Below are 26,206 nucleotides of genomic sequence, written 5' to 3' on the forward strand. Positions count from 1 at the left end.
GGTGAGCAAGTGATTGATGGAAAACGATTATTATTTAGTTTGACCATAGTCAGCTATGCCTTGACGCTAGTAAGTGGAATTGTGTATCTGTTTAATAATAACAATGTTAGCTTGCTTTCTACTTTATTGTTCTTACTGGTTAGTAGCTTAATTGCTTGTTGGAATGATATCAAGTATTACTTAATCCATTTTATTTTCTTTTTAACTATTTTTGTATTTCTGGTATCAAGGCCGACCATTGATTATTTTAGAGATGGCGCTTTAGATACCTATCATCCCATAGCCTATCGTTTTGCCTTTATAGTCGTCATGGTTTCGATTCTGGGCTTGACCACAGGGGGGCTCCTAGCTCGCTATTTTATAGCTAGAAAGAAAATACAAGTACCCAAGATAGGAAGTTCTCTAAAAGATGTTTACATCAAGCGGTTGCGCTTTGTATCGCTAGGAGTTTTTCTTCTAACCTATCCTTTCTATTTTATTCGGTTATTTGAACGACTCTTGTATCGCTTGCAGACTTCCTACTATGCCTACTATGCAAATTTTGAAAGTAAACTGCCCTATTTTACCTATATCTTATCAACATTTACGGTCTATGCAATGTGTATGTATTTGGCAACCAAGCCAAAGAAATTGCAGGCAACAGCAGTGCTTGTCTCCTTTATTGCAGCTAATACCATTCATTTGGCAATCGGGACACGAAATCCCTTTATTTTAAGTATTCTATTTGCTTTTGTTTATTACTTTATGCGGGAGCAAACAGAAAAGGGAAAATGGATTGGATTTAAAGAAAAGTTAGCGATTTTTGTAGGTTCTCCTATTCTCATGTTAGCGATGGGAATACTCAATTATGTACGGGATAATGTCCAGGTTTCCCATACAGGTTTCTGGGATATCCTGCTTGACTTTATCTATAAACAAGGAACCAGTTTTGGTGTTTTGGCTAGAGGTTTTCTATTTAACAGTAGCCTCCCTTACCGAGATTTACGCAATTTTACTTTTGGTCCTGTTATTGATTATTTTGCAAGGGGAAGTTTAGGGGCCATTTTCGGAGGAAAAGCCTTTGAACATACAACCAATAGTGTGGAACTAGCTATTGATAGTAATAGTTATGCCCATAATCTATCCTATCTTGTCTTGAACAAGGAATACTTGAAAGGACATGGTATTGGAAGTAGCTATATTATGGAGTTGTATACCGACTATGGTATGATAGGAGTCTTTCTACTTAGTCTCTTGCTAGGTATGTTATTCATAGCCATGCTGCAAGTAGCCTATCGTTCAAGAACAATCCTATTTGCCTTGTCCCTACTCATCTTGAATAATCTATTCTTTATGCCAAGAAGTAGCTTTTCAGAAAGTTTCTTCAATTTATTTACAATGCAATTCTGGGGAATTGTTCTTGTGATTATATTCGTAGCAAAAATGCTTACAAAAGAGAACCAGTATCTACTAAACAAAGGAGAAAAAAATCATGTTTGAACATTATTCAGTAGCTGATTTGTTTGCAAATCTTTATAAAAAACGAAAAGCAAATATCCTAGCTCTCATCGCTTTATTTGCTCTCATTGCTGTACCATTTACAATTAAAGCAGTTAAGAATAAAAATACTGTTAAAGACACAACAAGTTATTCAACTTATCTTAGCTATAAAATCACTCCTCCAGAAGATTCAACTAAAACGATTTTGAATCATCAAATTGGTGGTTATAGTGATTTCTATGGGAAATTGATTGATGGGAATTTGAATGGGGCTTATCTTTTCAATGATGTAGACCCGAGTGAGTTGAAAAAAATTGCCAGTGAATTAGATACGACAGAGACAACCTTGAAAAATTCTACGAATGATTATTGGTGGAAAAAACTGACTGTCTACTATATGATTGATGATGCAGGGGTTGGTGTGAAAATTTTGACACCAAGTAAAGATGCTAATGACTTGTTGGAGCGAAAAATTGATGGATTGATTGAGAAATTTAAACACACTTATGCAAATGTAAAAATTGAAAAATTGGAAACCATCAACTCTAAAGAATTGAACGCAAACGGTGAGACAGCGCTTGGATTGAATGTGAAGAATTTGATTCTCCGTTTAGCTGTTATTGGAGTAGTCTGTGTGATTTTGGTTGTAATAGGAAATGTATTGATTTATCTCTTTAATCCAACAATCAATAGAGCAGGTGATTTTTCTCAGTATCAAATTGATTTTGTAACAGAGATTACAACAATTGCTAATCTAGCAGATATTCTATCATACAAAAATGCTGGACAAGAATTGACTATTGTTAGCTCAAATAAAGCTATTCTAGATAAATTGAAACAAAATCAAGGGTCTTTAAAAGGAATGCATTTTGTAGATTTACAAGATGTACCATCTCTTTTAGAAAGAGATACAGTCCTTCTTGTTGAAGAATACGGAGTGACTCGTTATAAGAAATTTGAACAAAGTCTTCAAATTCTTCGAAACTTAAATCGTTCTATCCTCGGTGTAGCAACCTTTAAACTATAAGCTTTCTGATGTATTAGGGTCTTCAAAGTTGGCTAAGAGCCGATTTTGAAGGCTTTTTCTATTTGTTTGCAGAAATTTTCTCTTATACTCAATGAAAATCAAAAAGCAAACTAGGAAGCTAGCCGCAGGTTGCTCAAAGCACCGCTTTGAGGTTGTAGATAAAGCTGACGTGGTTTGAAGAGATTTTCGAAGAGTATTAGAGTCTTCTACAGAAGTTACCCTAGGGAAAATCTATCCCGACAGAGAAGCCTTCTTTTGATAAAATCGTAAAAATCTAGTATAATAGATAGAACTGAAAGTATGAGGTTACTAGCAATGAAAATGAAACAAATTAGTGATACAACTTTGAAAATCACGATGTCTTTAGAGGATTTGATGGATCGAGGAATGGAGATTGCTGACTTTCTCGTTCCTCAAGAAAAAACAGAAGAGTTCTTTTATGCCATCTTGGATGAGTTAGAGATGCCTGATAGCTTTTTGGATACAGGTATGTTGAGCTTCCGTGTGACTCCAAAACCGGATAAGGTGGACGTATTTGTTACCAAGTCCAAGATTGACCAAAATCTAGATTTTGAAGACTTATCGGATTTGCCAGATATGGAAGAATTGGCTCAAATGTCGCCAGATGAATTTATCAAAACCTTGGAAAAAAGCATCGCGGATAAAACTAAGGATGATATCGAAGCGATTCAATCTCTAGAGCAAGTCGAAGCCAAGGAAGAAGAGCAGGAGCAGGCTGAACAAGAAGTTGAAAGCAAGAAAGAGCCTTACATCTACTACATCCTTTCTTTTTCTAAGTTAGCTGATTTGGTGGCTTTTGCCAAGACAGTGACTTTTGAGATGGAAACTTCTGAACTCTACAAAATGAATGAGCGCTATTATTTGACCATTTTAGTGGATATTGAAAATCATCCAAGTCCATATCCAGCGTGGCTTTTGGCCCGTATGCGCGAGTTTGCAGACGATAGTGATATCAGTCGCTCAGTCTTACAAGAGTATGGTCAAGTCTTGATGAATCACGATGCAGTACTTAATCTGCAAAAGATTGGATAATCATTTCTGGAAAGCTATTTCTAGATTTTAAGAAGAGCGAATCATCAGATTCGTTTTTTCTTTTCTAGACTGAAATAGTGATTTACTATAATAGGAATTTTCACAAAATTCTGTTATAATGGCTATATTAGAAAATTTCGAGGAGACAAACATGACAGTTAAAATTGCTTTACTAGGATTTGGTACCGTTGCAAGTGGCGTGCCTTTCCTCCTAAAGGAAAATGGAGAAAAAATTAATCAATCAGCACATTCAGATATCGAAGTTGCTAAGGTATTGGTCAAGGATGAAGATGAAAAGAATCGCTTGCTTGCAGCAGGGAATGACTTTAACTTTGTAACCGATGTGGATGATATTTTGTCAGACCAAGATATTACTATCGTAGTGGAATTGATGGGGCGTATCGAACCTGCTAAGACTTTTATCACTCGTGCCTTGGAAGCTGGGAAACACGTTGTTACTGCTAACAAGGACCTTTTGGCTGTCCATGGTGCAAAATTGTTAGAAATCGCTAAAGAGCATAATGTAGCACTTTACTACGAAGCAGCAGTAGCTGGTGGGATTCCAATTCTTCGTACTCTAGCAAATTCCTTGGCTTCTGATAAAATCACGCGCGTCCTTGGTGTGGTTAACGGAACTTCTAACTTTATGATGACCAAGATGGTCGAAGAAGGCTGGTCTTATGATGATGCTTTGGCTGAAGCACAAAAACTAGGTTTTGCAGAAAGTGATCCTACAAATGACGTGGATGGGATTGATGCAGCCTACAAGATGGTGATTTTGAGCCAATTTGCCTTTGGGATGAAGGTTGCCTTTGACGATGTAGCCCACAAGGGAATCCGCAACATCACACCAGAAGACGTAGCTGTAGCCCAAGAACTTGGATATGTAGTGAAATTGGTTGGCTCTATCGAGGAAACTCCTTCAGGTATTGCTGCGGAAGTAACTCCAACCTTCCTTCCTAAAGTACACCCACTTGCTAGTGTCAATGGTGTAATGAACGCTGTTTTTGTAGAATCTATTGGTATCGGTGAGTCTATGTACTACGGACCAGGTGCTGGTCAAAAACCAACTGCAACAAGTGTTGTAGCGGACATTGTCCGTATCGTTCGTCGCTTAAATGATGGTACCATCGGTAAAGACTTCAACGAATACAGCCGTGACTTGGTATTGGCAAACCCTGAGGATGTTAAAGCAAACTACTACTTCTCAATCTTGGCTCCAGACTCAAAAGGTCAGGTCTTGAAATTGGCTGAAATCTTTAATGCCCAAGATATTTCCTTCAAGCAAATTCTCCAAGATGGAAAAGATGGTGACAAGGCGCGTGTTGTTATCATCACACACAAGATTAATAAAGCCCAGCTTGAAAATGTCTCAGCTGAATTGAAGAAGGTTTCAGAATTCGACCTCTTGAATACCTTCAAGGTGCTAGGAGAATAAGATGAAGATTATTGTACCTGCAACCAGTGCCAATATCGGGCCAGGTTTTGACTCGGTCGGCGTAGCTGTAACTAAGTATCTTCAAATTGAGGTCCGTGAAGAACGAGAAGAGTGGCTGATTGAACACCAGATTGGCAAATGGATACCACATGACGAGCGCAATCTCTTGCTTAAGATTGCCTTGCAAATTGCACCAGACTTGCAACCAAGACGCTTGAAAATGACCAGTGATGTTCCCTTGGCGCGTGGCTTGGGTTCTTCAAGCTCGGTTATCGTTGCTGGGATTGAACTAGCTAATCAACTGGGCAAGCTCAACTTGTCTGATCATGAAAAATTGCAGTTGGCGACTAAGATTGAAGGGCATCCTGACAATGTGGCTCCAGCCATTTATGGTAATCTCGTTATTGCAAGCTCTGTTGATGGACAAGTTTCTGCTATCGTAGCAGACTTCCCAGAGTGTGATTTCCTAGCCTACATTCCAAACTATGAATTGCGTACTCGAGACAGCCGTGGTGTCTTGCCTAAAAAATTGTCTTACAAGGAAGCTGTTGCAGCTAGTTCTATTGCCAATGTGGCGGTTGCGGCCTTGTTGGCAGGAGACATGGCGACTGCTGGGCAAGCAATCGAGGGAGACCTCTTCCACGAGCGCTATCGTCAGGACTTGGTGAGAGAATTTGCGACGATTAAGCAAGTAGCCAAAGAAAATGGTGCCTATGCAACCTACCTCTCTGGTGCTGGGCCGACAGTTATGGTCTTGGCTTCTCATGACAAGATGCCAACGATTAAGGCAGAATTGGAAAAGCAACCCTTCAAAGGAAAGCTTCATGACTTGAAGGTTGATACCCAAGGTGTCCGTGTCGAAGCAAAATAAAGAATAGAAGATAGGATGGGGAAACTCTCGACCAGAGGGCTTCCTATCCTTTTTTTGAAAATAAGTTTATACTCAATGAAAATCAAAGAGCAAACTAGGAAGCTAGCCGCAGGTTGCTCAAAACAGTGTTTTGAGGTTGTGGATAGAACTGACGAAGTTAGCTCAAAATACTATTTTGAGGTTGCAGATGTAAGCTGACGTGGTTTGAAGAGATTTTCGAAGAGTATTAGTTAAAAACTTGATAAAGGAGAAATAAAGATGGCAGAAATTTATCTAGCAGGTGGTTGTTTTTGGGGCTTAGAGGAGTATTTTTCACGCATTTCTGGAGTGCTAGCAACCAGTGTTGGCTACGCTAATGGTCAAGTCGAAACGACCAATTACCAGCTACTCAAGGAAACAGACCATGCAGAAACGGTTCAAGTGATTTACGATGAGAAGGCAGTGTCACTCAGAGAGATTTTACTTTATTATTTCCGTGTCATCGACCCTTTATCCATCAATCAACAAGGGAATGTCCGTGGTCGCCAATATCGAACTGGGATTTATTACCAGGACGAAGCAGACTTGCCAGCTATATTCACAGTGGTGCAGGAGCAGGAGCGCATGCTGGGTCGAAAGATTGCAGTAGAAGTGGAGAAACTTCGCCACTATATTCTGGCTGAAGACTACCACCAAGACTATCTTAAGAAGAATCCTTCAGGTTACTGTCATATCGATGTGACCGATGCTGAGAAGCCATTGATTGATGCCTCTAACTATGAAAAGCCTAGTCAAGAGGTGTTAAAGGAAAGCTTAACTGAAGAGTCCTATCGTGTCACCCAAGAAACTGCTACAGAGGCTCCATTTACCAATGCCTATGACCAAACCTTTGAAGAGGGAATTTATGTAGACATCACGACAGGTGAGCCGCTCTTTTTTGCCAAGGATAAGTTTGCCTCAGGATGTGGTTGGCCAAGTTTTAGTCGTCCGATTTCTAAGGAGTTGATTCATTATTACAAGGACTTGAGCCATGGAATGGAGCGAATTGAGGTTCGTTCTCGGTCGGGGAATGCTCACTTGGGTCATGTTTTCACAGATGGACCGCGGGAGTTAGGTGGACTTCGTTACTGTATTAATTCTGCATCCTTGCGTTTTGTATCCAAGGATGAGATGGAAGAGGAAGGATATGGCTATCTACTACCTTACTTAAACAAATAAATAAGAGATGGTGGGTGCTTCCCACTTTCTTCATTTCCAGAATACGAATAGAAGGGATTTATGAAACACCTATTATCTTACTTTAAACCCTACATCAAGGAATCAATTTTAGCTCCCTTGTTCAAGTTACTAGAAGCTGTGTTTGAGCTCTTGGTTCCCATGGTGATTGCTGGGATTGTTGACCAATCCTTGCCCCAGAAAAATCAAGGTCATCTCTGGATGCAGATTGGTTTGCTCCTTATCTTTGCAGTAATTGGTGTTGTAGTGGCCTTAATAGCCCAGTTCTACTCAGCTAAGGCTGCGGTTGGATTTGCCAAAGAATTGACAAACGATCTTTATCGACATATTTTGTCTTTACCTAAGGATATCAGAGATCGTCTGACAACTTCTAGCTTGGTCACTCGCTTGACTTCAGATACCTACCAGATTCAGACTGGAATCAATCAATTCCTGCGTCTCTTTTTGCGAGCACCCATTATCGTTTTTGGTGCCATTTTTATGGCTTATCGCATCTCAGCTGAGCTGACTTTTTGGTTCCTAATCATGGTTGTCATTTTGACCATTGTTATTGTAGGGCTTTCTAAACTGGTTAATCCTCTCTACAGCAGTCTTAGAAAGAAAACGGACCAGCTGGTTCAGGAAACGCGCCAGCAATTGCAAGGGATGCGAGTTATTCGTGCTTTTGGACAAGAAAAACGAGAATTACAGATTTTTCAAACCCTTAACCAAGTTTATGCTAGATTACAAGAGAAAACAGGTTTCTGGTCTAGTTTACTAACACCCCTGACCTATCTGATTGTCAATGGAACTCTGCTTGTCATCATCTGGCAGGGCTATACTTCTATACAAGGAGGTTTGCTCAGCCAAGGTGCTCTCATTGCCCTTATCAACTATCTCTTGCAGATTTTGGTGGAATTGGTCAAACTAGCTATGCTGATAAATTCTCTCAACCAGTCCTATATCTCAGCTAAACGAATCGAGGAAGTCTTTGCTGAGACTCCAGAAGATATCCATTCAGAATTAGAACAAAAGCAAGCTTCCAGTAATCAGGTTTTACAAGTTCAAGAATTGACTTTTACCTATCCTGATGCGGCCCAGCCTTCTCTGAGAGACATTTCCTTTGATATGACTCAAGGGCAAATTCTTGGTATCATTGGGGGAACGGGTTCTGGTAAATCAAGCTTGGTGCAAGTCTTACTTGGTCTATATCCAGCAGATAAGGGAAGCATTAACCTTTATCGAGATGGACGTAGTCCTCTTAATTTGGAGCAGTGGCGGTCTTGGATTGCCTATGTGCCTCAAAAAGTCGAACTCTTTAAAGGAACCATTCGTTCCAACTTGACTCTAGGTTTACATAAAGAAGTAAGAGACCAAGAGCTTTGGCAGGCCTTGGAAATTGCACAAGCCAAGGATTTTGTCAGTGATAAGGAAGGACTCTTGGATGCTCTAGTTGAGGCAGGAGGGCGAAATTTCTCGGGCGGTCAAAAACAAAGGCTGTCCATCGCACGAGCAGTCTTGCGCCGAACTCCATTTCTCATCCTAGATGATGCAACCTCGGCACTGGACACTATTACCGAGTCTAAGCTCTTGAAAGCAATTCGAGAAAATCTGCCAAATACGAGCTTAATTTTGATTTCTCAACGGACCTCGACTTTACAGATGGCTGACCAGATTCTCCTCTTGGAAAAAGGTGGGCTCCTAGCTATCGGCAATCACGAGGACTTGATGAAATCCAGTCAAGTCTATCGTGAAATCAATGCTTCCCAACATGGAAAGGAGGACTAGCATGAGACGACAAACTGCAAACCAGACGCTCACGCGTTTGGCCAAAGATTTAGCAAGCCATCCCTTCCTCCTTTTCCTAGCCTTTCTAGGAACTATTGTCCAGGTTGCCCTATCAATCTACCTACCTATATTGATTGGACAGGTCATCGACCAAGTCCTAGTGACTGGCTCTTCACCAGTTTTTTGGCAGATTTTTCTCCAAATGATCTTGGTGGTCATAGGAAATACCCTTGTACAGTGGGTCAATCCTCTCCTCTACAATCGCCTAATTTTTTCTTATACCAGAGACTTGCGAGAGCGAATCATCCATAAGCTCCATCGGTTACCGATTGCCTTTGTGGATCGACAAGGCAGTGGAGAAATGGTCAGTCGTGTAACCACGGACATCGAACAGTTAGCAGCTGGCTTGACCATGATTTTTAACCAATTTTTTATTGGGGTCTTAATGATTTTGGTTAGTATTCTAGCCATGCTCCAAATTCATCTCCTCATGACCCTCTTAGTCTTGCTGTTGACGCCACTATCTATGGTGATTTCACGCTTTATTGCCAAACGCTCCTATCATCTCTTCCAAAAGCAAACAGAGACAAGGGGGATTCAGACACAATTAATTGAAGAATCGTTGAGCCAGCAGACCATTATCCAGTCCTTTAATGCTCAGGCAGAATTTATCCAAAGACTGCGTGAGGCTAATGACAACTATGCAGGTTATTCGCAGTCAGCCATCTTTTATTCTTCAACGGTCAATCCTTCGACTCGCTTTGTAAATGCGCTCATTTATGCGCTTCTAGCTGGAGTGGGAGCTTATCGTATCATGATGGGGTCCACCTTGACCATTGGGCGTTTAGTGACTTTTTTGAACTATGTCCAACAGTATACAAAGCCCTTTAATGATATTTCTTCAGTGCTAGCTGAGTTGCAAAGTGCCCTAGCTTGTGCAGAGCGTGTCTATGCTGTCTTTGATAGCACTGAGCTGGCTGAAACTGGTAAGGAAGTCTTGACCAGTGACCAAGTTAAGGGAGCTATTTCCTTTAAACATGTCTCTTTTGGCTACAATCCTGAAAAGATTTTGATTAAGGACTTATCTATCGCTATTCCAGCTGGTAGCAAGGTAGCTATTGTTGGTCCGACAGGTGCTGGAAAATCAACCCTTATCAATCTCCTCATGCGGTTTTATCCCATTAACTCGGGAGATATCTTGCTGGATGGGAAATCCATTTATGACTATAGTCGTGCCTCCTTACGCCAGCAGTTTGGCATGGTGCTCCAAGAAACCTGGCTCAAGCAAGGGACTATTCACGACAATATTACCTTTGGCAATCCTGATGCCAGTCGGGAGCAAGTGATTGCTGCTGCCAAAGCAGCCAATGCAGACTTTTTCATCCAACAGTTACCGCAGGGTTACGATACCAAGTTGGAAAATGCAGGAGACTCTCTCTCTGTCGGTCAAGCACAGCTCTTGACCATTGCCCGAGTCTTTCTGGCTATCCCAAAGATTCTTATCTTAGACGAGGCGACCTCTTCCATCGATACGCGGACAGAAGTACTGATTCAGGATGCCTTTACCAAACTCATGAAGGGGCGCACAAGCTTTATCATCGCCCACCGCTTGTCTACCATTCAGGATGCAGATCTGATTCTTGTCTTGGTGGATGGCGATATTGTGGAGCATGGCAATCATCAGGACCTCATGGCTAGAAAAGGCAAGTATTACCAAATGCAGCAAGCTGCGGCTTTTAGCTCTGAATAATCCTTTTTACTTTGAAATCTTATAGACAAAAGAAGTTGCCTTCGGGTGACTTTTTTGTTACAATAGCTAGAAAAAAATCAAGGCCTTAGAAGGAGAAAAACAATGAAAGTCTATCAGCATGTAAATATCGTGACTTGTGATCAAGATTTCCATGTTTATCTAGATGGAATCTTAGCAGTTAAGGATTCTCAAATCGTCTATGTTGGTCAAGAGCAGTCAGAGATTATAGAGCAAGCTGAGCAGATTATAGACTATCAGGGAGCCTGGATTATGCCTGGTTTGGTCAATTGTCACACCCATTCTGCTATGACCGGATTGAGAGGAATTCGAGATGATAGCAATCTCCATGAATGGCTCAATGACTATATCTGGCCTGCAGAAGCAGGATTTACTCCCGACATGACTACTAAGGCGGTCAAAGAAGCTCTGACAGAGATGCTCCAGTCAGGAACAACAACCTTTAATGATATGTATAATCCCAATGGTGTGGATATTGAGCGGATTTATCAGGCAGTGAAAGATTCCAAGATGCGTTGTTATTTCTCACCGACTCTTTTTTCTTCAGAGGCAGAGATAACTGCTGAGACTATAAGTAGAACTCGAGCAATCATTGAAGAAATTATTGGATATAAAAATCCAAATTTCAAGGTGATGGTAGACCCACATTCTCCCTACAGCTGTAGTAGAGACTTGCTGGCAGAAAGCTTAGATCTGGCAAAAGAGTTGAATATTCCTATCCATATCCACGTGGCGGAGACCAAGGAGGAGTCAGGAATTATCCTGAAACGATACGGTAAACGTCCTCTTGCTTTTCTCGAAGAACTGGGTTACTTAGATCATCCATCTGTCTTTGCTCACGGGGTCGAATTAAACGAGAGAGAAATTGAACGTTTTGCAACTTCTCAAGTGGCTATCGCTCACAATCCTATCAGTAACCTCAAACTGGCCTCAGGAATCGCTCCAATCATCCAACTCCAAAAAGCGGGAATGGCAGTAGGAATTGCGACAGATTCAGTTGCTTCCAACAACAACCTTGATATGTTTGAGGAAGGACGAACAGCAGCTCTCTTACAGAAAATGAAGAGTGGGGATGCCAGCCAATTCCCTATCGAAACAGCTCTCAAGGCTCTGACAATCGAAGGTGCTAAGGTCCTAGGAATGGAAAATCAGATAGGAAGTCTGGAAGTTTGCAAGCAAGCAGATTTTCTGGTCATCCAACCACAAGGGAAAATTCATCTCCAACCTCAGGAAAATATGCTGTCCCACCTCATTTATGCAGTCAAATCCAGTGACGTTGATGATGTTTATATCGCTGGAGAACAGGTTGTTAAGCAAGGCCAAGTCCTAACAGTAGAACTTTAAAAGAAAAATCACGAAAAAAGTTTAAAAAAAGTTTGCAAAAATCTTGCATTCTTTTTTTGACTATGCTATACTTATATACGGTTTGAAAAAACTGCCTAAGACAGTAGGGGAGCTCGACTCATAAATATCCTACCGAGGACAAAACGTATCATGTAAAAAGAAGCGTATTGTACTTTCGTGTCTAGGTTTGGGCGCGTTTTTCTTTTGAAAAATTTCCCCAAGCAAAATAATAACGGAGGTGAACACACTAATGAGTGAAGCAATTATTGCTAAAAAAGCGGAACTAGTTGACGTAGTAGCTGAAAAAATGAAAGCTGCTGCATCTATCGTCGTTGTAGACGCTCGTGGTTTGACAGTTGAGCAAGATACAGTTCTTCGTCGTGAGCTTCGTGGAAGCGAAGTTGAGTATAAAGTGATTAAAAACTCAATCTTGCGTCGTGCAGCTGAAAAAGCTGGTCTTGAAGATCTTGCATCTGTATTTGTTGGACCATCTGCAGTAGCATTTTCTAACGAAGATGTTATCGCACCAGCGAAAATCTTGAACGACTTTTCTAAAAACGCTGAAGCACTTGAAATCAAAGGTGGTGCAATCGAAGGCGCTGTCGCATCTAAAGAAGAGATTCTTGCTCTTGCAACTCTTCCAAACCGCGAAGGACTTCTTTCTATGCTCCTTTCTGTACTTCAAGCGCCAGTGCGCAACGTTGCTCTTGCAGTCAAAGCGGTTGCAGACAACAAAGAAGACGCAGCTTAATCTTAAGCTACGCAGCGTAGCCTAGCTACGAAAATCTATTATAAATTTAAAACATATTTGGAGGAAATAACAATGGCATTGAACATTGAAAACATTATTGCTGAAATTAAAGAAGCTTCAATCCTTGAATTGAACGACCTTGTAAAAGCTATCGAAGAAGAATTTGGTGTAACTGCAGCTGCTCCTGTAGCTGTTGCTGCTGCTGGTGCTGCTGACGCTGGTGCTGCTAAAGATTCATTCGACGTTGAATTGACATCTGCAGGCGACAAAAAAGTTGGCGTTATCAAAGTTGTACGTGAAATCACAGGTCTTGGTCTTAAAGAAGCTAAAGAACTTGTTGACGGTGCACCAGCACTTGTTAAAGAAGGCGTTGCAACTGCAGAAGCTGAAGAAATCAAAGCTAAATTGGAAGAAGCTGGAGCTTCAGTTACTCTTAAATAATAGAGCGACTACATTAGTAGCTTAAAAACATGATTAAACCGCTATTCTTAGGAGTAGCGGTTTTCTTTTTTTCTATTCATGGGGCACAAATGGGGCACAAATCACTTATAAATTTTATCCAGGACATCAACGACTTTCGATTTTATGTTTTTGGTAACGTGCGTGTAAATCTCCATTGTGGTCTTACCATTGTCTTTGTGGCCAACTCTTTGAGTAATGGCCTTCAAGGGAATGTTATTTTCAGCAAGTGTACTGATCAGTGTATGCCGTAGGATATGTGGGTGCAATGGTTTATTGATTGGATTCTTTAAAGTAGCATTGGCATTTTTCATGAGCTTGCCTATAGATGATTTATGAATCGGGATTCCGTTGGCTGATACGAAGATGAAGCCCATATCCTTGTAGTTCGGATTGGTACTCTTTCTTAGCTCATGCAGTTCGATAAACTCTTCTATAATCTCAATTTCTTTTTTGGTCAAGTCAACTACCCTGATAGAAGATAATGTTTTAGGCGTAGTCTTGATGCCTTCCGAACCTTTGCGCGTGGGGTCTAAAGTACCATTGATAGTGATGGTTTTGTTTTCTCTATCGTAATTCTCAAACTTCAAGGCCCCAGCCTCCCCGACGCGACAGCCGTTTAAAGCCATAAATTCCGCCATACGTGCGACGTGGTAGCCCCGATTATACTTTTTCATAGCTTTCAGAAGCCTTTTTAACTCACTTTGCTCAAGGAATTTATCCTCAATCCGCTCCATGGTCTCATATGTGACAACCTTTTTAGGAAGTCTCACACGCTGTACGGGATTGCTATCAATCAATTCCATATCTAGTGCGTACTTGAAGACCATGCTTAATACTGATTTTTGCTTTTTGAGCTTTATATGATTTTCTTCCGAATCCGTGAAAAATTGCTGGGTATACTTGGCCGTGATATTTTTTATCTTTACTTCAGGAGCAAAAGTCTCCTTTATTTCATCTACAGCATAGACCATAGTTTTTATGGTAGAAGGCTTGATAGACTTCTTATGAAGTTCCCACCAGTCGTTTAGCACGTCTGTAAAAAGCATATCAGTAGTAGTCAAGCTTTGTAGCTTTTCTGCTATCTTTTCATCTAGTATCTTTTGTGCCTCTTTTTTGGCACGGGGGGACTTGCTGTCAAGTACTATTGATATCTTTTTCAATTTCTCAGTATACGGATCTGTATATCTCTCCGCATACCTAAATCTTCCATTTGGTAACTCTTCCATCCACATTGCATTTACCTCACTTTTTTGATAAAATGGGTATAGTAAAAAGAGCTTTTTAATGCCTTTTACTATACAGTTATGCCCTTACACTCAACGTCTCCAAACTTACGAGTGTAGGGGCTTTTTTTGTTGTTTTCTACTATATTGTAGACTCTTTTAGATATGAGTCTATCATAGCTTTAATAATACGCTTATCACGGTCAGTAATTTTCAGACCGTCTTTTTTTATATCCATAGAGAAAAATTTTTCATAATCCATCTCTTTCAAGTCTTCACCTTCAAGAGCCTCTTTTACAATTTCTCTGTCACTTTTCTCTTGATCAGTACGACCTAGCAAGAAATCCACTGATACATTGAAAAAGTCAGCAAGTTGCATGATTCTTTCTGTTGAAGGGTTGTTTCTTTTTAGGCCATATAAGGTATTTTTTCCGATACCCAAACCTTCCTCAACGTCATTAAAAGACAAGCCTCTGCTTTTGCATAGCTCTTTCACGACTTCATATACAGGTAACATATTACATGCACCCCCTTTTTTTTATCCAAAGTATTCACATTTTTAAGATTATATTTGATACTACACCTATCTAAGATTAAATACAATCTTAAAATGAAGAAAAAATGCAAAAAAAGTTAAAAAAAAGACGAAAAATTGTTGACAAGCTTTTTTTAAAATGGTATCATTATCTCAGAAGTTAAGAAATACGTTAAAAATTAAATCAAGAAAAATCTTTGTATTTGTCTATTTTTTAATGCGTTTTATTTTTCTTTATTTTTTGTTGCACCTTTTAAAAAAGACTATTCTCATCAGCTTTCTAAAACTTTTTTATAGTTTTTTATAGCTTTTTTCTACACTCTTATTATATAAAAATTAATTTTTATTGTCAACATCTTTTTTAAAAAAATAAAAAATTTTTCACTTTTTCTTTAACTTATAATATTTTAAACTAAAAAAGGAGGTGGTCAAATGAAAGACCAACAAAGAAGATGGGCGAAGTTAGCAGAAGCTAGCTTGAAAGAAAAGGGTTGGAGTAAGACGGATCTTGCAATCGTAGCAGGAGTTACACCGTCAGCCATTACTCAGCTTTTCAAAAAGGGAAAAGGTAGTGATGATTTGAAGCTTCTCATTCATAAGAAGTTGAAGCTATCAGAGTCTTGGGAAAAATTAGAAGAAATCAGTTAAAGGAGTAGCATCATGAATGAAATTTTTAATTTTAAAGGTCAGCTAGTTAGAACAGTTCTAATCGGTAAGGAGCCGTGGTTTGTCGGGAAAGACGTTGCAGATATCCTAGGATATACGGGAACCGCTAAAGCTATCAGGAATCACGTTGATGAAGATGATAAAGGGGTGACCGAAATGGACACCCCTGGTGGAAAACAGAATACAGTCATCATCAATGAATCTGGGCTCTACTCTCTTATCTTATCTAGCAAGTTGCCTCAGGCTAAGGAATTTAAGCGCTGGGTGACATCAGAAGTTCTACCAGCAATCAGAAAAGATGGTGGATACATCAGGGAAAATCTTGATGAAGAAGCTTTCATTGCACTATTCACTACTCAGAAGAAGTTGCGTGAGCAACAGGCGACCATGATTGAGGATATCGACTACTTGAAAAAGGAACAGCCGATTCATCCAAGTTTTGCTCAAGCTTTGTTGAAAAAACGAAAAGCAAGAGTGGTAGCCTGTTTAGGAGGCATTGATAGCCCAGCTTATGAAAATAAGGTTTTCGCAAAATCAGTTTTTAAGCAAGCAGAAATTGATTTCAAAGACCATTTCAACATTAGCAGATATGACTTGCTTCCAAAGAAATATGCGAATGAAGCTTTAGCTTATTGGCGTAACTGGGAGCCAAACACCAATATGAAGTTGCGGATCATGCAACTGAATGAATATCATTGTTATTAGAACAAAAAAAAGGCTGATTGCAGTCAGCCCCTTAACAAAAAAGTATATATAAAGTATAACACGGGAGGCAGAGAAATGCCAGTAATTAATAACGTGAATTTTCGCCCTGTATCTCAAGAAGAAAAAGCTGAATGGGGCGGGTATGAAAGTTTGAAAGAAAAATTCAACGATTTGTCATTAACAACGTTGAAGCAGTGGGCGAATGAGATGAAAGAGCATGAAGATTTTAAATTTTTCGTCTTGCACCCAACTCACAAAACCGTTTTAATTCATTATAAAGGTTTCGCACTCTATTGCATGTGGAAATCCCGCAATCGCTACAAAGCAAAGAAAGAAAGTCTAAAAAACCTACTAAATGACTTGAAAGCTGAAAAAGCTATCATTGAAGAAGTTGCTGAGCTTGAGCTTGACAAGCTTATGACAGCCTAAACTAGAAAGGAAAATGAAATTATGTTACAAGAACCATCAATTTTGAGCCAACTTTTAGGAGTTGCTACAATCATTATCTTTGTTTCCATTGCATATGCATATGTAGTACGTCAAGAAAAACTTGAAGCAGAAGCTAAAAAGAAAAAGCAGGAATTTGAAGCCAAAGTGCTTGAATTGTCAGAGGAACTTTACGAAGCAGGCAGATACGATGAACATCAAGCTATTCGCAAGAATATCCGCAGAAAGTTCCAAGGGTTTACGTTTGACAATGAACGGCCAGAAGGTTTGAAGCCAGAGCCGTTAGCATTGCCAGCGCCTAGCATGAAAGTATTGCACTAAAGGAGGCATATCATGGCAGAAGTAAAGTGGATTAAGATTGCTACAGATATGTTTGAAGATGAAAAGATTCAGTGTATTGAAAGCATGAAAGACGGAGATACAGTAATTTGCATCTGGGTAAAAATTTTGACACTTGCAGGAAGGTTGAATAATTCAGGTTTGCTTGCCCTTAATGATCATATTGCCTATGATACAAAACTGCTTGCAAAATCGTTTAAAAAGTCAGAGAAAATCGTAAAAAAATCAATTAAAATTCTAAAAAGTTTAGATTTGTTAGAGGAAATTAATGGGATTTTAGTAGTAAAAAAATGGGAAAAAAATCAAAATATAGATGCCTTGGCAAAAATTCGTGAGCAGGCTCGAAACCGCGTTGCAAAGCACCGTGCGAAGCAAAAACTACTTGCTGAAGAGAAAGTGAATGAGGGTGAATGTAACGTTACAGTAACGCACGATGTAACGTTACATGTAACGCCTTGTAACGCACTAGAACAAGAACAAGAAAAAGAAGAAGAACTATGTAGTAGTAGTAGTTCCTCAATTAGTGAAAAAAGCATTTATGAAAAATTTGAGGAAGAGTTTCAAAAGAAACTTACACCATCTGAAATGAAGAGTATTGATAGACTGGTTTTCAAGTATGGAAGTGAAATGGTTGAAAAAGCTCTTACTGAATCTGTTCTAAAAGGAAAACCAACTTTAGGTTATATCACTGGTATCTTGAAAAATTGGAGCATGAGCAAAATCACTACTTTAGGTGATAGGCTAGCAGAGAAAGAGACTCAACAAGTCAATGCTATAAAAAGACCTAGTCTTCCTAAGGCTAGCAAAGGGTTTAAGCCTAGTGGTGGAGGTAAGTCAAAATGGGGATTCTAACAATAAATAGTCTTATCAAGGATTTTGAAAATGAGTTCTATCCCATCAGCGACTCTAAAAAAGCCTTACTTGAAAAGCAAAGCCTTGAAGTGGTACTACAAGTACTATCTGATATGGCCAGTTGGTCTACATATGGAGGGAAAGTCGTATGGAAGTAGATGCATTAGAAAGGTTAGCTATCAGCTACTCTCAATCAGTAGAAGAGCTTAATGCAAAGTGTGATAGACATGATATCAAGCTGATTAAGTTGTTACGTACAGATAAGGTAGTTTGCAGACTATGTGAATCCGAACGCATTCACGAAGAAAACCAATTTGTTATTGATCGCATTGCGGTAGAAGAAAAAGAGCGAGAACGTCTGTTCTATCTAGAAAAGTTCTCTCTCTATGATGAAGTTTTGAAAAATGCAACATTAGAAAATTTTGACACCCCAACCAGCAAAGAAGAAGAAAAGTTAGCTTTTGCCAAAAGGGTTTGCGATGAATGGGAAGACGGTGCACGGAATAATGTTGTTTTCCAAGGAGAGCCAGGAACGGGTAAGAGTCATCTTGCTTTTGCTATTGTAAAAGCTCTATCAGATAAGACTAAAGAAATTGCAATTTTCATCAATGTCACGGACTTACTGATGAAGATTAAGGCTGATTTTAAGCAAGAAGAATATCTTGTCAATAAAATCGCAACCGCTAAGTATTTAGTACTTGATGATTTAGGAATGGAGAAAGAGAGTGAATGGTCTTCTAGCATTCTGTACAACATTCTGAACAAAAGGGCGAACACCATTGTAACAACGAACCTTACAGGAGATCAACTTGAGAAGCGTTACGGAGAGCCGTTTATGACAAGGATGCTGAAAGGTGTTGATGAAAATCACTTTATGGCATTCAATGACTTACCAAATAAACGTACACAATATTTTTAAAAGAAAGAGGAAATCACATGACCATGATTAGTTTGAAAGCAGAAGTACATTGCCCTTTTTGCGGAGAGTGCTATGTAAGAAAAGTTGGACCGAATGCAAAATCATTGCTATGCCGATTCTGTCGCATGTCAATTTACCTAAAGTGGAAGACAAAGACAAGACTAGGCACTGATAAGCATGGTTTTGCACGGATTGCAGACGAGCCTTTTAACGGCAATGAAATTGTAGAAGATTTAAACGAGGTATTTGGACATGAATAAGATTAAACAGTTGCGCAAACTTAAACATATCAAGCAAAAAACGATTGCTCAGAAGCTAGGCGTATCTCAACGCACGGTGGGCAATTGGGAGCAGGGTCTCAGTCAGATTAAGCCCAGCAAAGCCAAAGAACTTGCGGACATTTTCGGAGTGGATGTATCATATCTACTAGGCTACGCCCAAGAAGGTGTTTTGCAAAGGTCAATCACAGAAGAAGTGCATAATGCCATTTTACGTGTACAGTCAGAGCACCCAGATCATGAAGATTGCATAGCTATCCGTGAAGCGTGCATGAATCTAATTGAAGCGACACTTGAAGGATATTGATTATGAATGAAACATTAAAGCAGGAAATGATATCCGCATACACGCGCTCTATCAATCTCATAGACCAAAAGCTAGAAGAGTTAGGCGCGCCATGCGATAAAGCACTATCGCAAAGTGCCTATGCAAAGATTGCGCATGCAAAAGCAGAAGAGCGTGAGTACTTACGCAAAAAGAAATCAGCATTAGAAAAGAAATTGAAGGAGCTAGAAAATGAATAACAATAAAGAATTAGTAACAATCCCAGAAGAAGTAGGAAACTTTATCACGCGCCAAAAAGAGCAAGGAAACAACTTTTTTACATCACTTGAAAATCTAAAATTTAAAATTGAAATTTTAATGTGGATCACGAAAGATGATAATGAAGATAAGTTTTTAAGTGCTTGGGTCAATGGATTTGAGCTTGAAGCTGAAAAAACTTACAAAATTCGTATGAAAAATATGAAAAACGGATATGATTATCTAAATTATGATAAAAGTAATTTTCAGTGGTTTTTAATGGATAAACATGAGGTCGGAGATTTTCGTACAGCACACACGCGCAAAGAGCTTGAAGAAGCTGGTTTTGGATTAATGTTATCAAGCGCACTTTTTGAAGTAGAGGAGGCCTAAAATGACAGTAACAACAGGAAAAATGGACACAAATAAAATCACAGCTGGAGATATCAAAGCAGTGAATCTTTTAAAATATCTCAAAAAGAAAGAAGAAATCAAGGAAAAAGAAAAAATCTTGAGGATTCCAATCCTACCAACAGAAATCGCAGAAATGCTTGAAGAAGCAAAAAAGGATGGCATGTCTTTAGTAGACGCCATTGTATGTTGCCATTTGGATTTAGCAGACTTTTTCGATAAGGAAGGGCAGGAAGCTTTTGCACGCGCTTGGTTGGACGGGTATATGACGGGAGAGGATTTTGATGATTGATAAAAAACTTTTGAAGTTCATCATCTTAGCATGGATCTTATCATCAGCTGTTATTGAGATTTGGAAGATTGACAAGCTTAAGAGTTTGGAAAATCAAAAACCTATGCTTATATACAAGGTAGATAATGCAGGAGCTGAAATCCATGGCAAAGTAATTGAGAAGGGCAGATACGGCAAGCTATACACAATTACAATTCGTGATTATGGCGTGTTCGTAGTCACAGAAGCAGAATTTAATAAAGTAAAAATCGGAGAAGAGGCGCTACTATGATGAAGCCACAAAGATATCCTTTTGCAGGAGCAAAAAAAGAAGACGAAATCAAAAAAATTGCAAATATGTTTAAAAAGGTGAATTTACCTGATTTTAAATTGTGTTTTGGTTGGGAGTATGACCGTTTAATGTCTTGGACAAATGTATATGTAGAACTAGCAGGATTTGGCAAGATTTTTCATTCAAAGCTTATCTTACAAAGTGTTGATTTTGATAAAGATACCATGTTACATTTTAAGGTAAAAGTGATTGAAGAAATCTTGAAAATGACAGTGTATGATTTTAAGGAAAAAGGGAATTACGCATGGGCGAATACATTCGGAGATATTTTGACGAACATTACAGACGCAGGGTGCGCACGCTTACCGATTGGAGGGCTAAAATGATGATGATCAGATTACGGGCATATGACCGACAAGAAAAACGTTTTTTGGATTTTGAAGACATTCAAAAAAACTTAACTTTTGAAGATTTAAAAAACCCCCGCTACCTTTTTACACGCTCTACTGGTTGCTACGACAAAAATGGAGAGGAAATTTTTGAAGGCGATACTATCAAGATTTTCGGCTTTAAGGCGAGTGTGAATTATGGCGAGTACGAATTTGAGCACAAAAGCTATGGGGCGTATCAAGAGTTTGAAGGCATCGGCTTTTATCTTACATTTTTTGAAGACAAAGATGAAGATGGAAAATACAAAAAAGCTGTTTTGACACAAGATATGGTAAACGTTTCTAAATTAATACCACAACATTTCGTGTTTGAATTAGAAGATGAGGAAGATTAAAGATGAATGAAATTTTACAAGCTTTAGCTAAAATGCTAAATATGACGGTAGATGAGGTTAGTTCCTTGCTTGACACCTTTAAAGGTAATGCACCGCAGATCTATGAAATGTTGCTAAAAGAAAAGGTTTTATACGACAGCTTTCGTTTTCTGTCGGTTGTCTTCCTTTTCATCACGATTGTAGCTCTTATTGCGACAGTCTGCACTACCATCTACTACTTTGTATACCAGGGTGAGAAAATGGGCTACTGGAATCTCAAAAAGGATGAAGTCTTGGAGCTCTTTGAAAAGCAGGTTGAAAGTCACCGCAAGAAGCTCAAACCTTTCTTGATTGGTAGCTATACTGCATTTGTTTTAGGAGGAACTGGTTTTGTAGTCTTTACAGTACTAAAGACTATACTTGCACCCAACTATATCTTTTTAGTAAAAGAAATATTACCTAAACTCACTCATTAAAAAGAAAAGCCAGCACATTCGACACGCACTGACCTAAACACTATACTTAAAAGCTTTACACGTCTAGTATAACACGGAGGGGTCTGTAATGCAAATCGAATTACTGGATAAAATTGACGAGAAGAAGACGCGCAAGGCCGCTGAAAGAATTTTAAAAAGATATTTTCAGCTAAAAAGGATTGCGGGGGAAGAGTATGCGCCAAAGATTACCATATCATATACATTAGAACCTAGAGGGGGTACAGGTCATGTCAGTAAGCAAGTTGAAGATATGGTAGTCAGACGCGTATCAGCTCAGCAAGATATGGAAGTTATCGCAAAGGCTATCAATAGCTTGTCATGCCTAGATTATACACGGATTTTGGTTGAAAAGTATTGTACACCTTATCGGAAAGCAAGTCATATCTTATATGCTGATCTTGGATATTCAGCAAGTGAATACTACCGTATGTTGAATAGAGCTCTTTTGGAATTTGCGGAATGCTATCAAGGTAAGGACTTATTGGTTTACCGCTGATTTTGGGAAAATCTTGGGAATTTTTGGGGAAAAAGACGGGAAAAAGTTGGGAGTTTTTGAAAGGTTTTTGATGATAAACTGGTAGTATCGAAAATAAAGAAAGATGACGTAAGAGGTCGGAAGCATTACGAGGTATCGTAGTGCTTTTCTTTTTGGAAAGGAGAGGTATATATGCGTAAGGTTGAACCGATTCGTGATTTAGATGATATTGAACGTATGAAAGATTACCTTAGAAAAAAGAGTGATAGAAACTTCATTCTATTTATGTTTGGAATCTATTCAGGTTTAAGAGTAAGTGATATCATACCTCTTCAAGTCAAGCAGGTAACTGCTGATAGGATTGAATTAAGAGAGAAGAAGACAGGGAAGATAAGATACTTCCCTATCAGTCCACCTTTAAGAAAAGAAATCAACAAATACATTAAAGATAATCAGTTAGCAGACTATGATTATCTCTTCCCTAGTAAGAAGAAGAAGCGCACTGATGGAGTACGTATCACACACATTGGAAGAGTAGCAGTCTATCAAGTGCTTAAAGATGCCGCTAACTACATTGGATTAACTCATATCGGTACTCACTCTATGAGAAAAACTTTTGGCTATCATCATTATAAAAAGAATGGGAATGTAGCGATACTTCAGAAGATTTTCAATCACTCTACACCAGATATTACATTGGGATATATTGGTTACTCACAAGATGAGTTAGATGAAAGTATTTTAACTTTTGATTACTAAAAGTTAAGTAGTTGAGATTGTTTTATTTTACATATTGAGAAAATGTAAATAATAAAATAAAAAAAGTAAAAGCAGGCTTACAGACAGTAGGCTTTACAGCTTATTAGTTTTATTTAACAGAATGTAAGATATGTTAAATATAAATGGTTAGAAGTATAGATAGACCCCCCTCCCTCTAGAAAGAAAGGGAAGGGTTTTTTCATACCCTACCCCCCTTACTTGAAAGACTACCCCCCTACCCCTAGAAAGGATACCCCCCCACCTATGTCTAGTACCCCCACCCCTAGAGCAGACCGTAGCGGTCCACACCGCATAGCGTTTGATAAGAACAAGAGGATTATCTTAAAGACAAGGAATACTTGCGGTATTTGTGGTCAGCCTGTAGACAAGAGCCTTCGGTATCCTCACCCACTCAGTCCAGTCATTGATCATATCGTACCAATCAACAAGAATGGTCATCCATCTGATATTAATAACTTGCAATTGGCTCATTGGCAATGCAACAGGCAGAAGTCAGACAAGCTTTATGCTGATGATAAAACTTCAAGTCCAAAGATAATAGGCAATCGCAATCTTCCTCAGACTTTAGATTGGTTTTCATATAAATCTTAATAAAAAATAGTAGTAGTAACGGCTATAAATTAACTAAATAAACCCCTCCCTTTATAATGTTCGGATTTTAATGAATAAAAGGGGGATTATGAATAAAACTATGGGGGGGTAGCACCCTCCCTCGGGCTACTTCCGAACTTCCCGCCGTTACTGTACATTTTTTCTCGTGCAACAAGAAAGGAAATTTCACATTTTGGAAAATTTAAAAGGTATTCAATACTTAAGGCGAAAGCTTGCAAATTACACCTCAAGTGTGGATCTAAGGTATTCACAGTATGCCATGGAACACAATGAATTGGATTTTGGTATTACCATTCCTCAACATATCAGGCAACAGTATCGGGCGGTTCTCGGTTGGGCCGCTAAAGGTGTAGATAGCCTTGCAGACCGTTTGGTATTCCGTGAGTTTGGGAATGATGAATTTAACGTAAATCAAATCTTTGCATTAAATAACCCAGATGTATTTTTTGATAGTGCTATCTTGTCAGCATTGATTGGATCGTGTTGCTTCATCTATGTAGCAAGTGGCGAAGGTACGCCAAGGCTACAAGTCATTGAAGCAAGTAATGCGACGGGCGTGATTGACCCTATCACGGGCTTGCTTACAGAAGGCTATGCGGTCTTGAAGCGTGATGAAAATAAAGCGCCTATCCGTGAAGCTTACTTTACGCCAAAAAGTACGACTTTTATCACGAAAGGACAAAAGCCTTTTACGCTACCAAATCCGACAGGAGTTCCTTTGCTAGTGCCTATCATTCACAGGCCAGATGCAGTGCGACCTTTTGGACGCTCACGAATTACTAAGGCAGGTATGTACTATCAATCATACGCAAAACGGACGCTTGAGCGCTCAGATATTACGGCTGAATTTTATTCATTCCCTCAGAAATACATTTTGGGGTTGAGCCCAGAAGCAGAAAGCATTGATACATGGAAAGCCACTATCTCAAGCTTGCTTACCATTGATAAGGATGAAGATGGAGAAAAGCCAAGCATCGGGCAATTCACTACCTCAAGCATGTCGCCATTTACGGAGCAACTACGGACAGCAGCGGCAGGCTTTGCAGGGGAAATGGGCTTGACATTAGATGATTTAGGTTTTGTATCAGATAATCCTTCATCAGTTGAAGCTATCCGTGCAAGCCATGAAAACTTGCGTTTGGCAGGTAGAAAGGCTCAACGTTCTCTAGGCTCAGGCTTCTTAAACGTAGCATACGTTGCTACTTGCTTGAGAGACAGTATTCCTTACTCAAGAGGCCAATTTAATAAAACGGTTGTGAAGTGGGAGCCATTGTTTGAAGCTGACGCAAACGCTCTAACATTGATTGGTGACGGAGCTATCAAGCTCAATCAAGCAATACCTGGATATATGGACGCTGACACTATCCGTGATTTAACGGGTATCAAGGGCTCAGACAAGCCAGCCCCAGTAGTGAAGGAGGTAGCAGATGGTAGAGGATATAGTACCAAGCCTACTGAAAAAGACAAGAAGTGATTTTGAAAAGTCAAAAGAAAGCAATGAAATCTTAAAAGCACTTGCTAAAAAGCTAGAAGACAAAAAAGCGACATACATTGACGCAAACAAATACTCTATAGAAGTTGGTCAAGAAATCTCAAAAGCTTTAGGAAAGCATATCACAGTTGATAGCTTGCCAGAAGGAAAAATGCACTACAACATTGCAGACCGCATTTTAAATGAGACCTTATCACGAAATCATGAGCTTGTATCTGAATACACCGAAGAAGTGCAAAAGCAACTGAATGAAAAAGCCCAGTTAGGTCTTGCGGTCAAATCAGCAGAACTCAGTCAAGATAGGATTGATGGCTTAATTGATAAGTTATCAGACGCTGAAAATTTTGAAGAAGTTGAGTGGCTTTTAGAAGAACCTATCGTAAACTTCAGCCAGAGCATAGTTGATGAAATTCTAAAGCTAAATGTGGAGTTTCATCATAAAGCAGGTTTGAATCCAGAGGTTATCCGTACAGCTACTAGCTTTTGTTGTGATTGGTGCCAAAAGAAGCAAGGAAAATACAAATATCCGAATGTGCCAAGTGATATCTACAAGCGCCATAATCGTTGCCAGTGCACAGTAGAATATGACCCGAAATCGGGTCGTAAGCAAAATGTTTGGAACAAGACTTGGAGGTGATCTAAAGTATCTCCCAGCGACAGGGTTATCATGCTATAAGATTGAAAGGACGGAAAGATGGTAAACACGATTGATTTTTCAGAGAAAAAGTCTAGTTTGGAGCGTGGTGCTTCCGTGAAAGAAATTTTGGAGGAAAATCTTGAAGCTAGTAACAACTATACTTCAGTATTGGTTGTTTCTTTGGATAAAGATGGTGAGATAAATCTTGGCTATAGTTGGGAAAGTAGCTTGCAGGCGTTAGGAATGCTTGAAGTTGCTAAAAACTATATTTTAAACGTAATTAATTAATTCATCCCAGCGACAGGGTTATCATG

General features: G+C 39.2%; 35 protein-coding genes and 1 other annotated feature. Of the genes, 33 read left to right on the forward strand and 2 right to left on the reverse strand.

Annotated features, from left to right (window positions below; all coding sequences use genetic code 11):
• The first annotated feature begins 9 nt into the window (after positions 1-9).
• The 11 genes from B7698_RS05615 (at position 10) to rplL (ending at position 13,154) form a co-directional block, all read left to right on the forward strand.
• The gene (locus tag B7698_RS05615; protein ID WP_084864910.1) at positions 10-1,479 is read left to right on the forward strand and encodes an O-antigen polysaccharide polymerase Wzy family protein; all 1,470 of its coding nucleotides are present in this window, start codon (positions 10-12) and stop codon (positions 1,477-1,479) included.
• A complete protein-coding gene (gene tarQ, locus B7698_RS05620) occupies positions 1,472-2,506 on the forward strand; it encodes a teichoic acid biosynthesis protein TarQ (RefSeq protein WP_084864911.1) in 1,035 nt (344 codons plus the stop codon). The genes B7698_RS05615 and tarQ overlap by 8 nt, the downstream gene beginning before the upstream one ends.
• Before the next feature lie 315 nt (positions 2,507-2,821).
• On the forward strand, positions 2,822-3,559 hold the full coding sequence (gene mecA, locus B7698_RS05625) for an adaptor protein MecA (protein ID WP_084864912.1): 738 nt from the start codon (positions 2,822-2,824) through the stop codon (positions 3,557-3,559).
• A 151-nt stretch (positions 3,560-3,710) separates the two neighbouring features.
• Positions 3,711-4,997: a homoserine dehydrogenase gene (locus B7698_RS05630; RefSeq protein ID WP_084864913.1), complete on the forward strand. Its 1,287-nt coding sequence runs from the start codon at positions 3,711-3,713 to the stop codon at positions 4,995-4,997.
• Between the two features lies 1 nt (position 4,998).
• Entirely contained in the window at positions 4,999-5,868 is an 870-nt protein-coding gene (gene thrB / locus B7698_RS05635; RefSeq protein WP_084864914.1) for a homoserine kinase, read from the forward strand.
• Positions 5,869-6,126: 258 nt separating this feature from the next.
• The gene (msrB, locus tag B7698_RS05645; protein ID WP_084864916.1) at positions 6,127-7,065 is read left to right on the forward strand and encodes a peptide-methionine (R)-S-oxide reductase MsrB; all 939 of its coding nucleotides are present in this window, start codon (positions 6,127-6,129) and stop codon (positions 7,063-7,065) included.
• A 60-nt stretch (positions 7,066-7,125) separates the two neighbouring features.
• A complete protein-coding gene (locus tag B7698_RS05650) occupies positions 7,126-8,850 on the forward strand; it encodes an ABC transporter ATP-binding protein (protein ID WP_084864917.1) in 1,725 nt (574 codons plus the stop codon).
• 1 nt (position 8,851) lies between these two features.
• A complete protein-coding gene (locus B7698_RS05655) occupies positions 8,852-10,600 on the forward strand; it encodes an ABC transporter ATP-binding protein (protein WP_084864918.1) in 1,749 nt (582 codons plus the stop codon).
• Positions 10,601-10,702: 102 nt separating this feature from the next.
• Positions 10,703-11,962 carry a TRZ/ATZ family protein gene (locus B7698_RS05660; protein WP_084864919.1) on the forward strand — a complete coding sequence of 420 codons (1,260 nt, stop codon included), beginning with the start codon at positions 10,703-10,705 and terminating at the stop codon, positions 11,960-11,962.
• Between the two features lie 76 nt (positions 11,963-12,038).
• Positions 12,039-12,174: a sequence feature (ribosomal protein L10 leader region), on the forward strand.
• Positions 12,175-12,212: 38 nt separating this feature from the next.
• A complete protein-coding gene (rplJ, locus tag B7698_RS05670) occupies positions 12,213-12,713 on the forward strand; it encodes a 50S ribosomal protein L10 (protein ID WP_001287277.1) in 501 nt (166 codons plus the stop codon).
• 72 nt (positions 12,714-12,785) lie between these two features.
• Positions 12,786-13,154, forward strand: a complete 369-nt coding sequence (gene rplL / locus B7698_RS05675) for a 50S ribosomal protein L7/L12 (RefSeq protein WP_001196965.1) — start codon at positions 12,786-12,788, stop codon at positions 13,152-13,154.
• A 101-nt stretch (positions 13,155-13,255) separates the two neighbouring features.
• Here rplL and B7698_RS05680 read toward each other — a convergent pair whose 3' ends face one another.
• Both B7698_RS05680 and B7698_RS05685 read right to left on the reverse strand, forming a co-directional pair.
• Positions 13,256-14,401 carry a tyrosine-type recombinase/integrase gene (locus B7698_RS05680; protein WP_239822587.1) on the reverse strand — a complete coding sequence of 382 codons (1,146 nt, stop codon included), beginning with the start codon at positions 14,399-14,401 and terminating at the stop codon, positions 13,256-13,258.
• A 139-nt stretch (positions 14,402-14,540) separates the two neighbouring features.
• Positions 14,541-14,915, reverse strand: coding sequence for a helix-turn-helix domain-containing protein (locus tag B7698_RS05685; RefSeq protein WP_084864921.1), 375 nt, complete (start codon positions 14,913-14,915; stop codon positions 14,541-14,543).
• A gap of 450 nt (positions 14,916-15,365) precedes the next feature.
• Here B7698_RS05685 and B7698_RS05690 point away from each other — a divergent pair, with 450 nt between their 5' ends.
• From B7698_RS05690 to B7698_RS05790, 22 genes are all read left to right on the forward strand, one after another.
• Positions 15,366-15,581 carry a transcriptional regulator gene (locus B7698_RS05690; RefSeq protein WP_084864922.1) on the forward strand — a complete coding sequence of 72 codons (216 nt, stop codon included), beginning with the start codon at positions 15,366-15,368 and terminating at the stop codon, positions 15,579-15,581.
• A gap of 12 nt (positions 15,582-15,593) precedes the next feature.
• The gene (locus B7698_RS05695) at positions 15,594-16,304 is read left to right on the forward strand and encodes an ORF6C domain-containing protein (RefSeq protein WP_084864923.1); all 711 of its coding nucleotides are present in this window, start codon (positions 15,594-15,596) and stop codon (positions 16,302-16,304) included.
• 75 nt (positions 16,305-16,379) lie between these two features.
• Positions 16,380-16,733 carry a hypothetical protein gene (locus B7698_RS05700; RefSeq protein WP_084864924.1) on the forward strand — a complete coding sequence of 118 codons (354 nt, stop codon included), beginning with the start codon at positions 16,380-16,382 and terminating at the stop codon, positions 16,731-16,733.
• A 21-nt stretch (positions 16,734-16,754) separates the two neighbouring features.
• Positions 16,755-17,072, forward strand: a complete 318-nt coding sequence (locus B7698_RS05705; RefSeq protein WP_084864925.1) for a hypothetical protein — start codon at positions 16,755-16,757, stop codon at positions 17,070-17,072.
• Between the two features lie 12 nt (positions 17,073-17,084).
• Entirely contained in the window at positions 17,085-17,942 is an 858-nt protein-coding gene (locus tag B7698_RS05710) for a phage replisome organizer N-terminal domain-containing protein (protein WP_084864926.1), read from the forward strand.
• Positions 17,930-18,100: a hypothetical protein gene (locus B7698_RS10245; RefSeq protein ID WP_192855109.1), complete on the forward strand. Its 171-nt coding sequence runs from the start codon at positions 17,930-17,932 to the stop codon at positions 18,098-18,100. Before B7698_RS05710 ends, B7698_RS10245 begins: the two co-directional genes overlap by 13 nt.
• Positions 18,091-18,861 (forward strand): ATP-binding protein, encoded by a 771-nt coding sequence (locus tag B7698_RS05715; protein ID WP_084864927.1) that lies wholly within the window; start codon positions 18,091-18,093, stop codon positions 18,859-18,861. Before B7698_RS10245 ends, B7698_RS05715 begins: the two co-directional genes overlap by 10 nt.
• A 125-nt stretch (positions 18,862-18,986) precedes the next feature.
• Entirely contained in the window at positions 18,987-19,121 is a 135-nt protein-coding gene (locus tag B7698_RS10415) for a hypothetical protein (RefSeq protein ID WP_275655528.1), read from the forward strand.
• A 10-nt stretch (positions 19,122-19,131) separates the two neighbouring features.
• Positions 19,132-19,446, forward strand: coding sequence for a helix-turn-helix domain-containing protein (locus B7698_RS05725; protein WP_158086167.1), 315 nt, complete (start codon positions 19,132-19,134; stop codon positions 19,444-19,446).
• A 2-nt stretch (positions 19,447-19,448) separates the two neighbouring features.
• On the forward strand, positions 19,449-19,664 hold the full coding sequence (locus B7698_RS05730; protein ID WP_084864930.1) for a hypothetical protein: 216 nt from the start codon (positions 19,449-19,451) through the stop codon (positions 19,662-19,664).
• On the forward strand, positions 19,657-20,055 hold the full coding sequence (locus B7698_RS05735) for a DUF1642 domain-containing protein (RefSeq protein ID WP_084864931.1): 399 nt from the start codon (positions 19,657-19,659) through the stop codon (positions 20,053-20,055). The genes B7698_RS05730 and B7698_RS05735 overlap by 8 nt, the downstream gene beginning before the upstream one ends.
• A gap of 1 nt (position 20,056) precedes the next feature.
• Positions 20,057-20,365 (forward strand): hypothetical protein, encoded by a 309-nt coding sequence (locus B7698_RS05740; protein ID WP_084864932.1) that lies wholly within the window; start codon positions 20,057-20,059, stop codon positions 20,363-20,365.
• A gap of 10 nt (positions 20,366-20,375) precedes the next feature.
• Positions 20,376-20,636 (forward strand): DUF1372 family protein, encoded by a 261-nt coding sequence (locus B7698_RS05745; protein ID WP_084865092.1) that lies wholly within the window; start codon positions 20,376-20,378, stop codon positions 20,634-20,636.
• Complete coding sequence (locus B7698_RS05750; protein WP_084864933.1) at positions 20,633-21,022, forward strand: hypothetical protein; 390 nt, start codon at positions 20,633-20,635, stop codon at positions 21,020-21,022. The genes B7698_RS05745 and B7698_RS05750 overlap by 4 nt, the downstream gene beginning before the upstream one ends.
• A complete protein-coding gene (locus tag B7698_RS05755; RefSeq protein WP_158086168.1) occupies positions 21,019-21,420 on the forward strand; it encodes a YopX family protein in 402 nt (133 codons plus the stop codon). Before B7698_RS05750 ends, B7698_RS05755 begins: the two co-directional genes overlap by 4 nt.
• A gap of 2 nt (positions 21,421-21,422) precedes the next feature.
• Positions 21,423-21,875 (forward strand): hypothetical protein, encoded by a 453-nt coding sequence (locus B7698_RS05760; RefSeq protein WP_084864935.1) that lies wholly within the window; start codon positions 21,423-21,425, stop codon positions 21,873-21,875.
• A gap of 88 nt (positions 21,876-21,963) precedes the next feature.
• Entirely contained in the window at positions 21,964-22,392 is a 429-nt protein-coding gene (locus tag B7698_RS05765) for an ArpU family phage packaging/lysis transcriptional regulator (protein ID WP_084864936.1), read from the forward strand.
• 171 nt (positions 22,393-22,563) lie between these two features.
• Positions 22,564-23,130 (forward strand): site-specific integrase, encoded by a 567-nt coding sequence (locus B7698_RS05770; protein ID WP_084864937.1) that lies wholly within the window; start codon positions 22,564-22,566, stop codon positions 23,128-23,130.
• A 264-nt stretch (positions 23,131-23,394) separates the two neighbouring features.
• On the forward strand, positions 23,395-23,742 hold the full coding sequence (locus B7698_RS05775) for an HNH endonuclease (protein ID WP_084864938.1): 348 nt from the start codon (positions 23,395-23,397) through the stop codon (positions 23,740-23,742).
• Between the two features lie 193 nt (positions 23,743-23,935).
• Positions 23,936-25,237, forward strand: a complete 1,302-nt coding sequence (locus B7698_RS05780) for a hypothetical protein (protein ID WP_084864939.1) — start codon at positions 23,936-23,938, stop codon at positions 25,235-25,237.
• Positions 25,191-25,892: a hypothetical protein gene (locus B7698_RS05785; protein ID WP_084864940.1), complete on the forward strand. Its 702-nt coding sequence runs from the start codon at positions 25,191-25,193 to the stop codon at positions 25,890-25,892. Before B7698_RS05780 ends, B7698_RS05785 begins: the two co-directional genes overlap by 47 nt.
• Positions 25,893-25,949: 57 nt before the next feature.
• The gene (locus B7698_RS05790; protein WP_084864941.1) at positions 25,950-26,180 is read left to right on the forward strand and encodes a hypothetical protein; all 231 of its coding nucleotides are present in this window, start codon (positions 25,950-25,952) and stop codon (positions 26,178-26,180) included.
• The last annotated feature ends 26 nt before the right edge of the window (positions 26,181-26,206 follow it).

Source organism: Streptococcus mitis, from assembly GCF_002096855.1.
Classification (GTDB): domain Bacteria; phylum Bacillota; class Bacilli; order Lactobacillales; family Streptococcaceae; genus Streptococcus; species Streptococcus mitis_Y.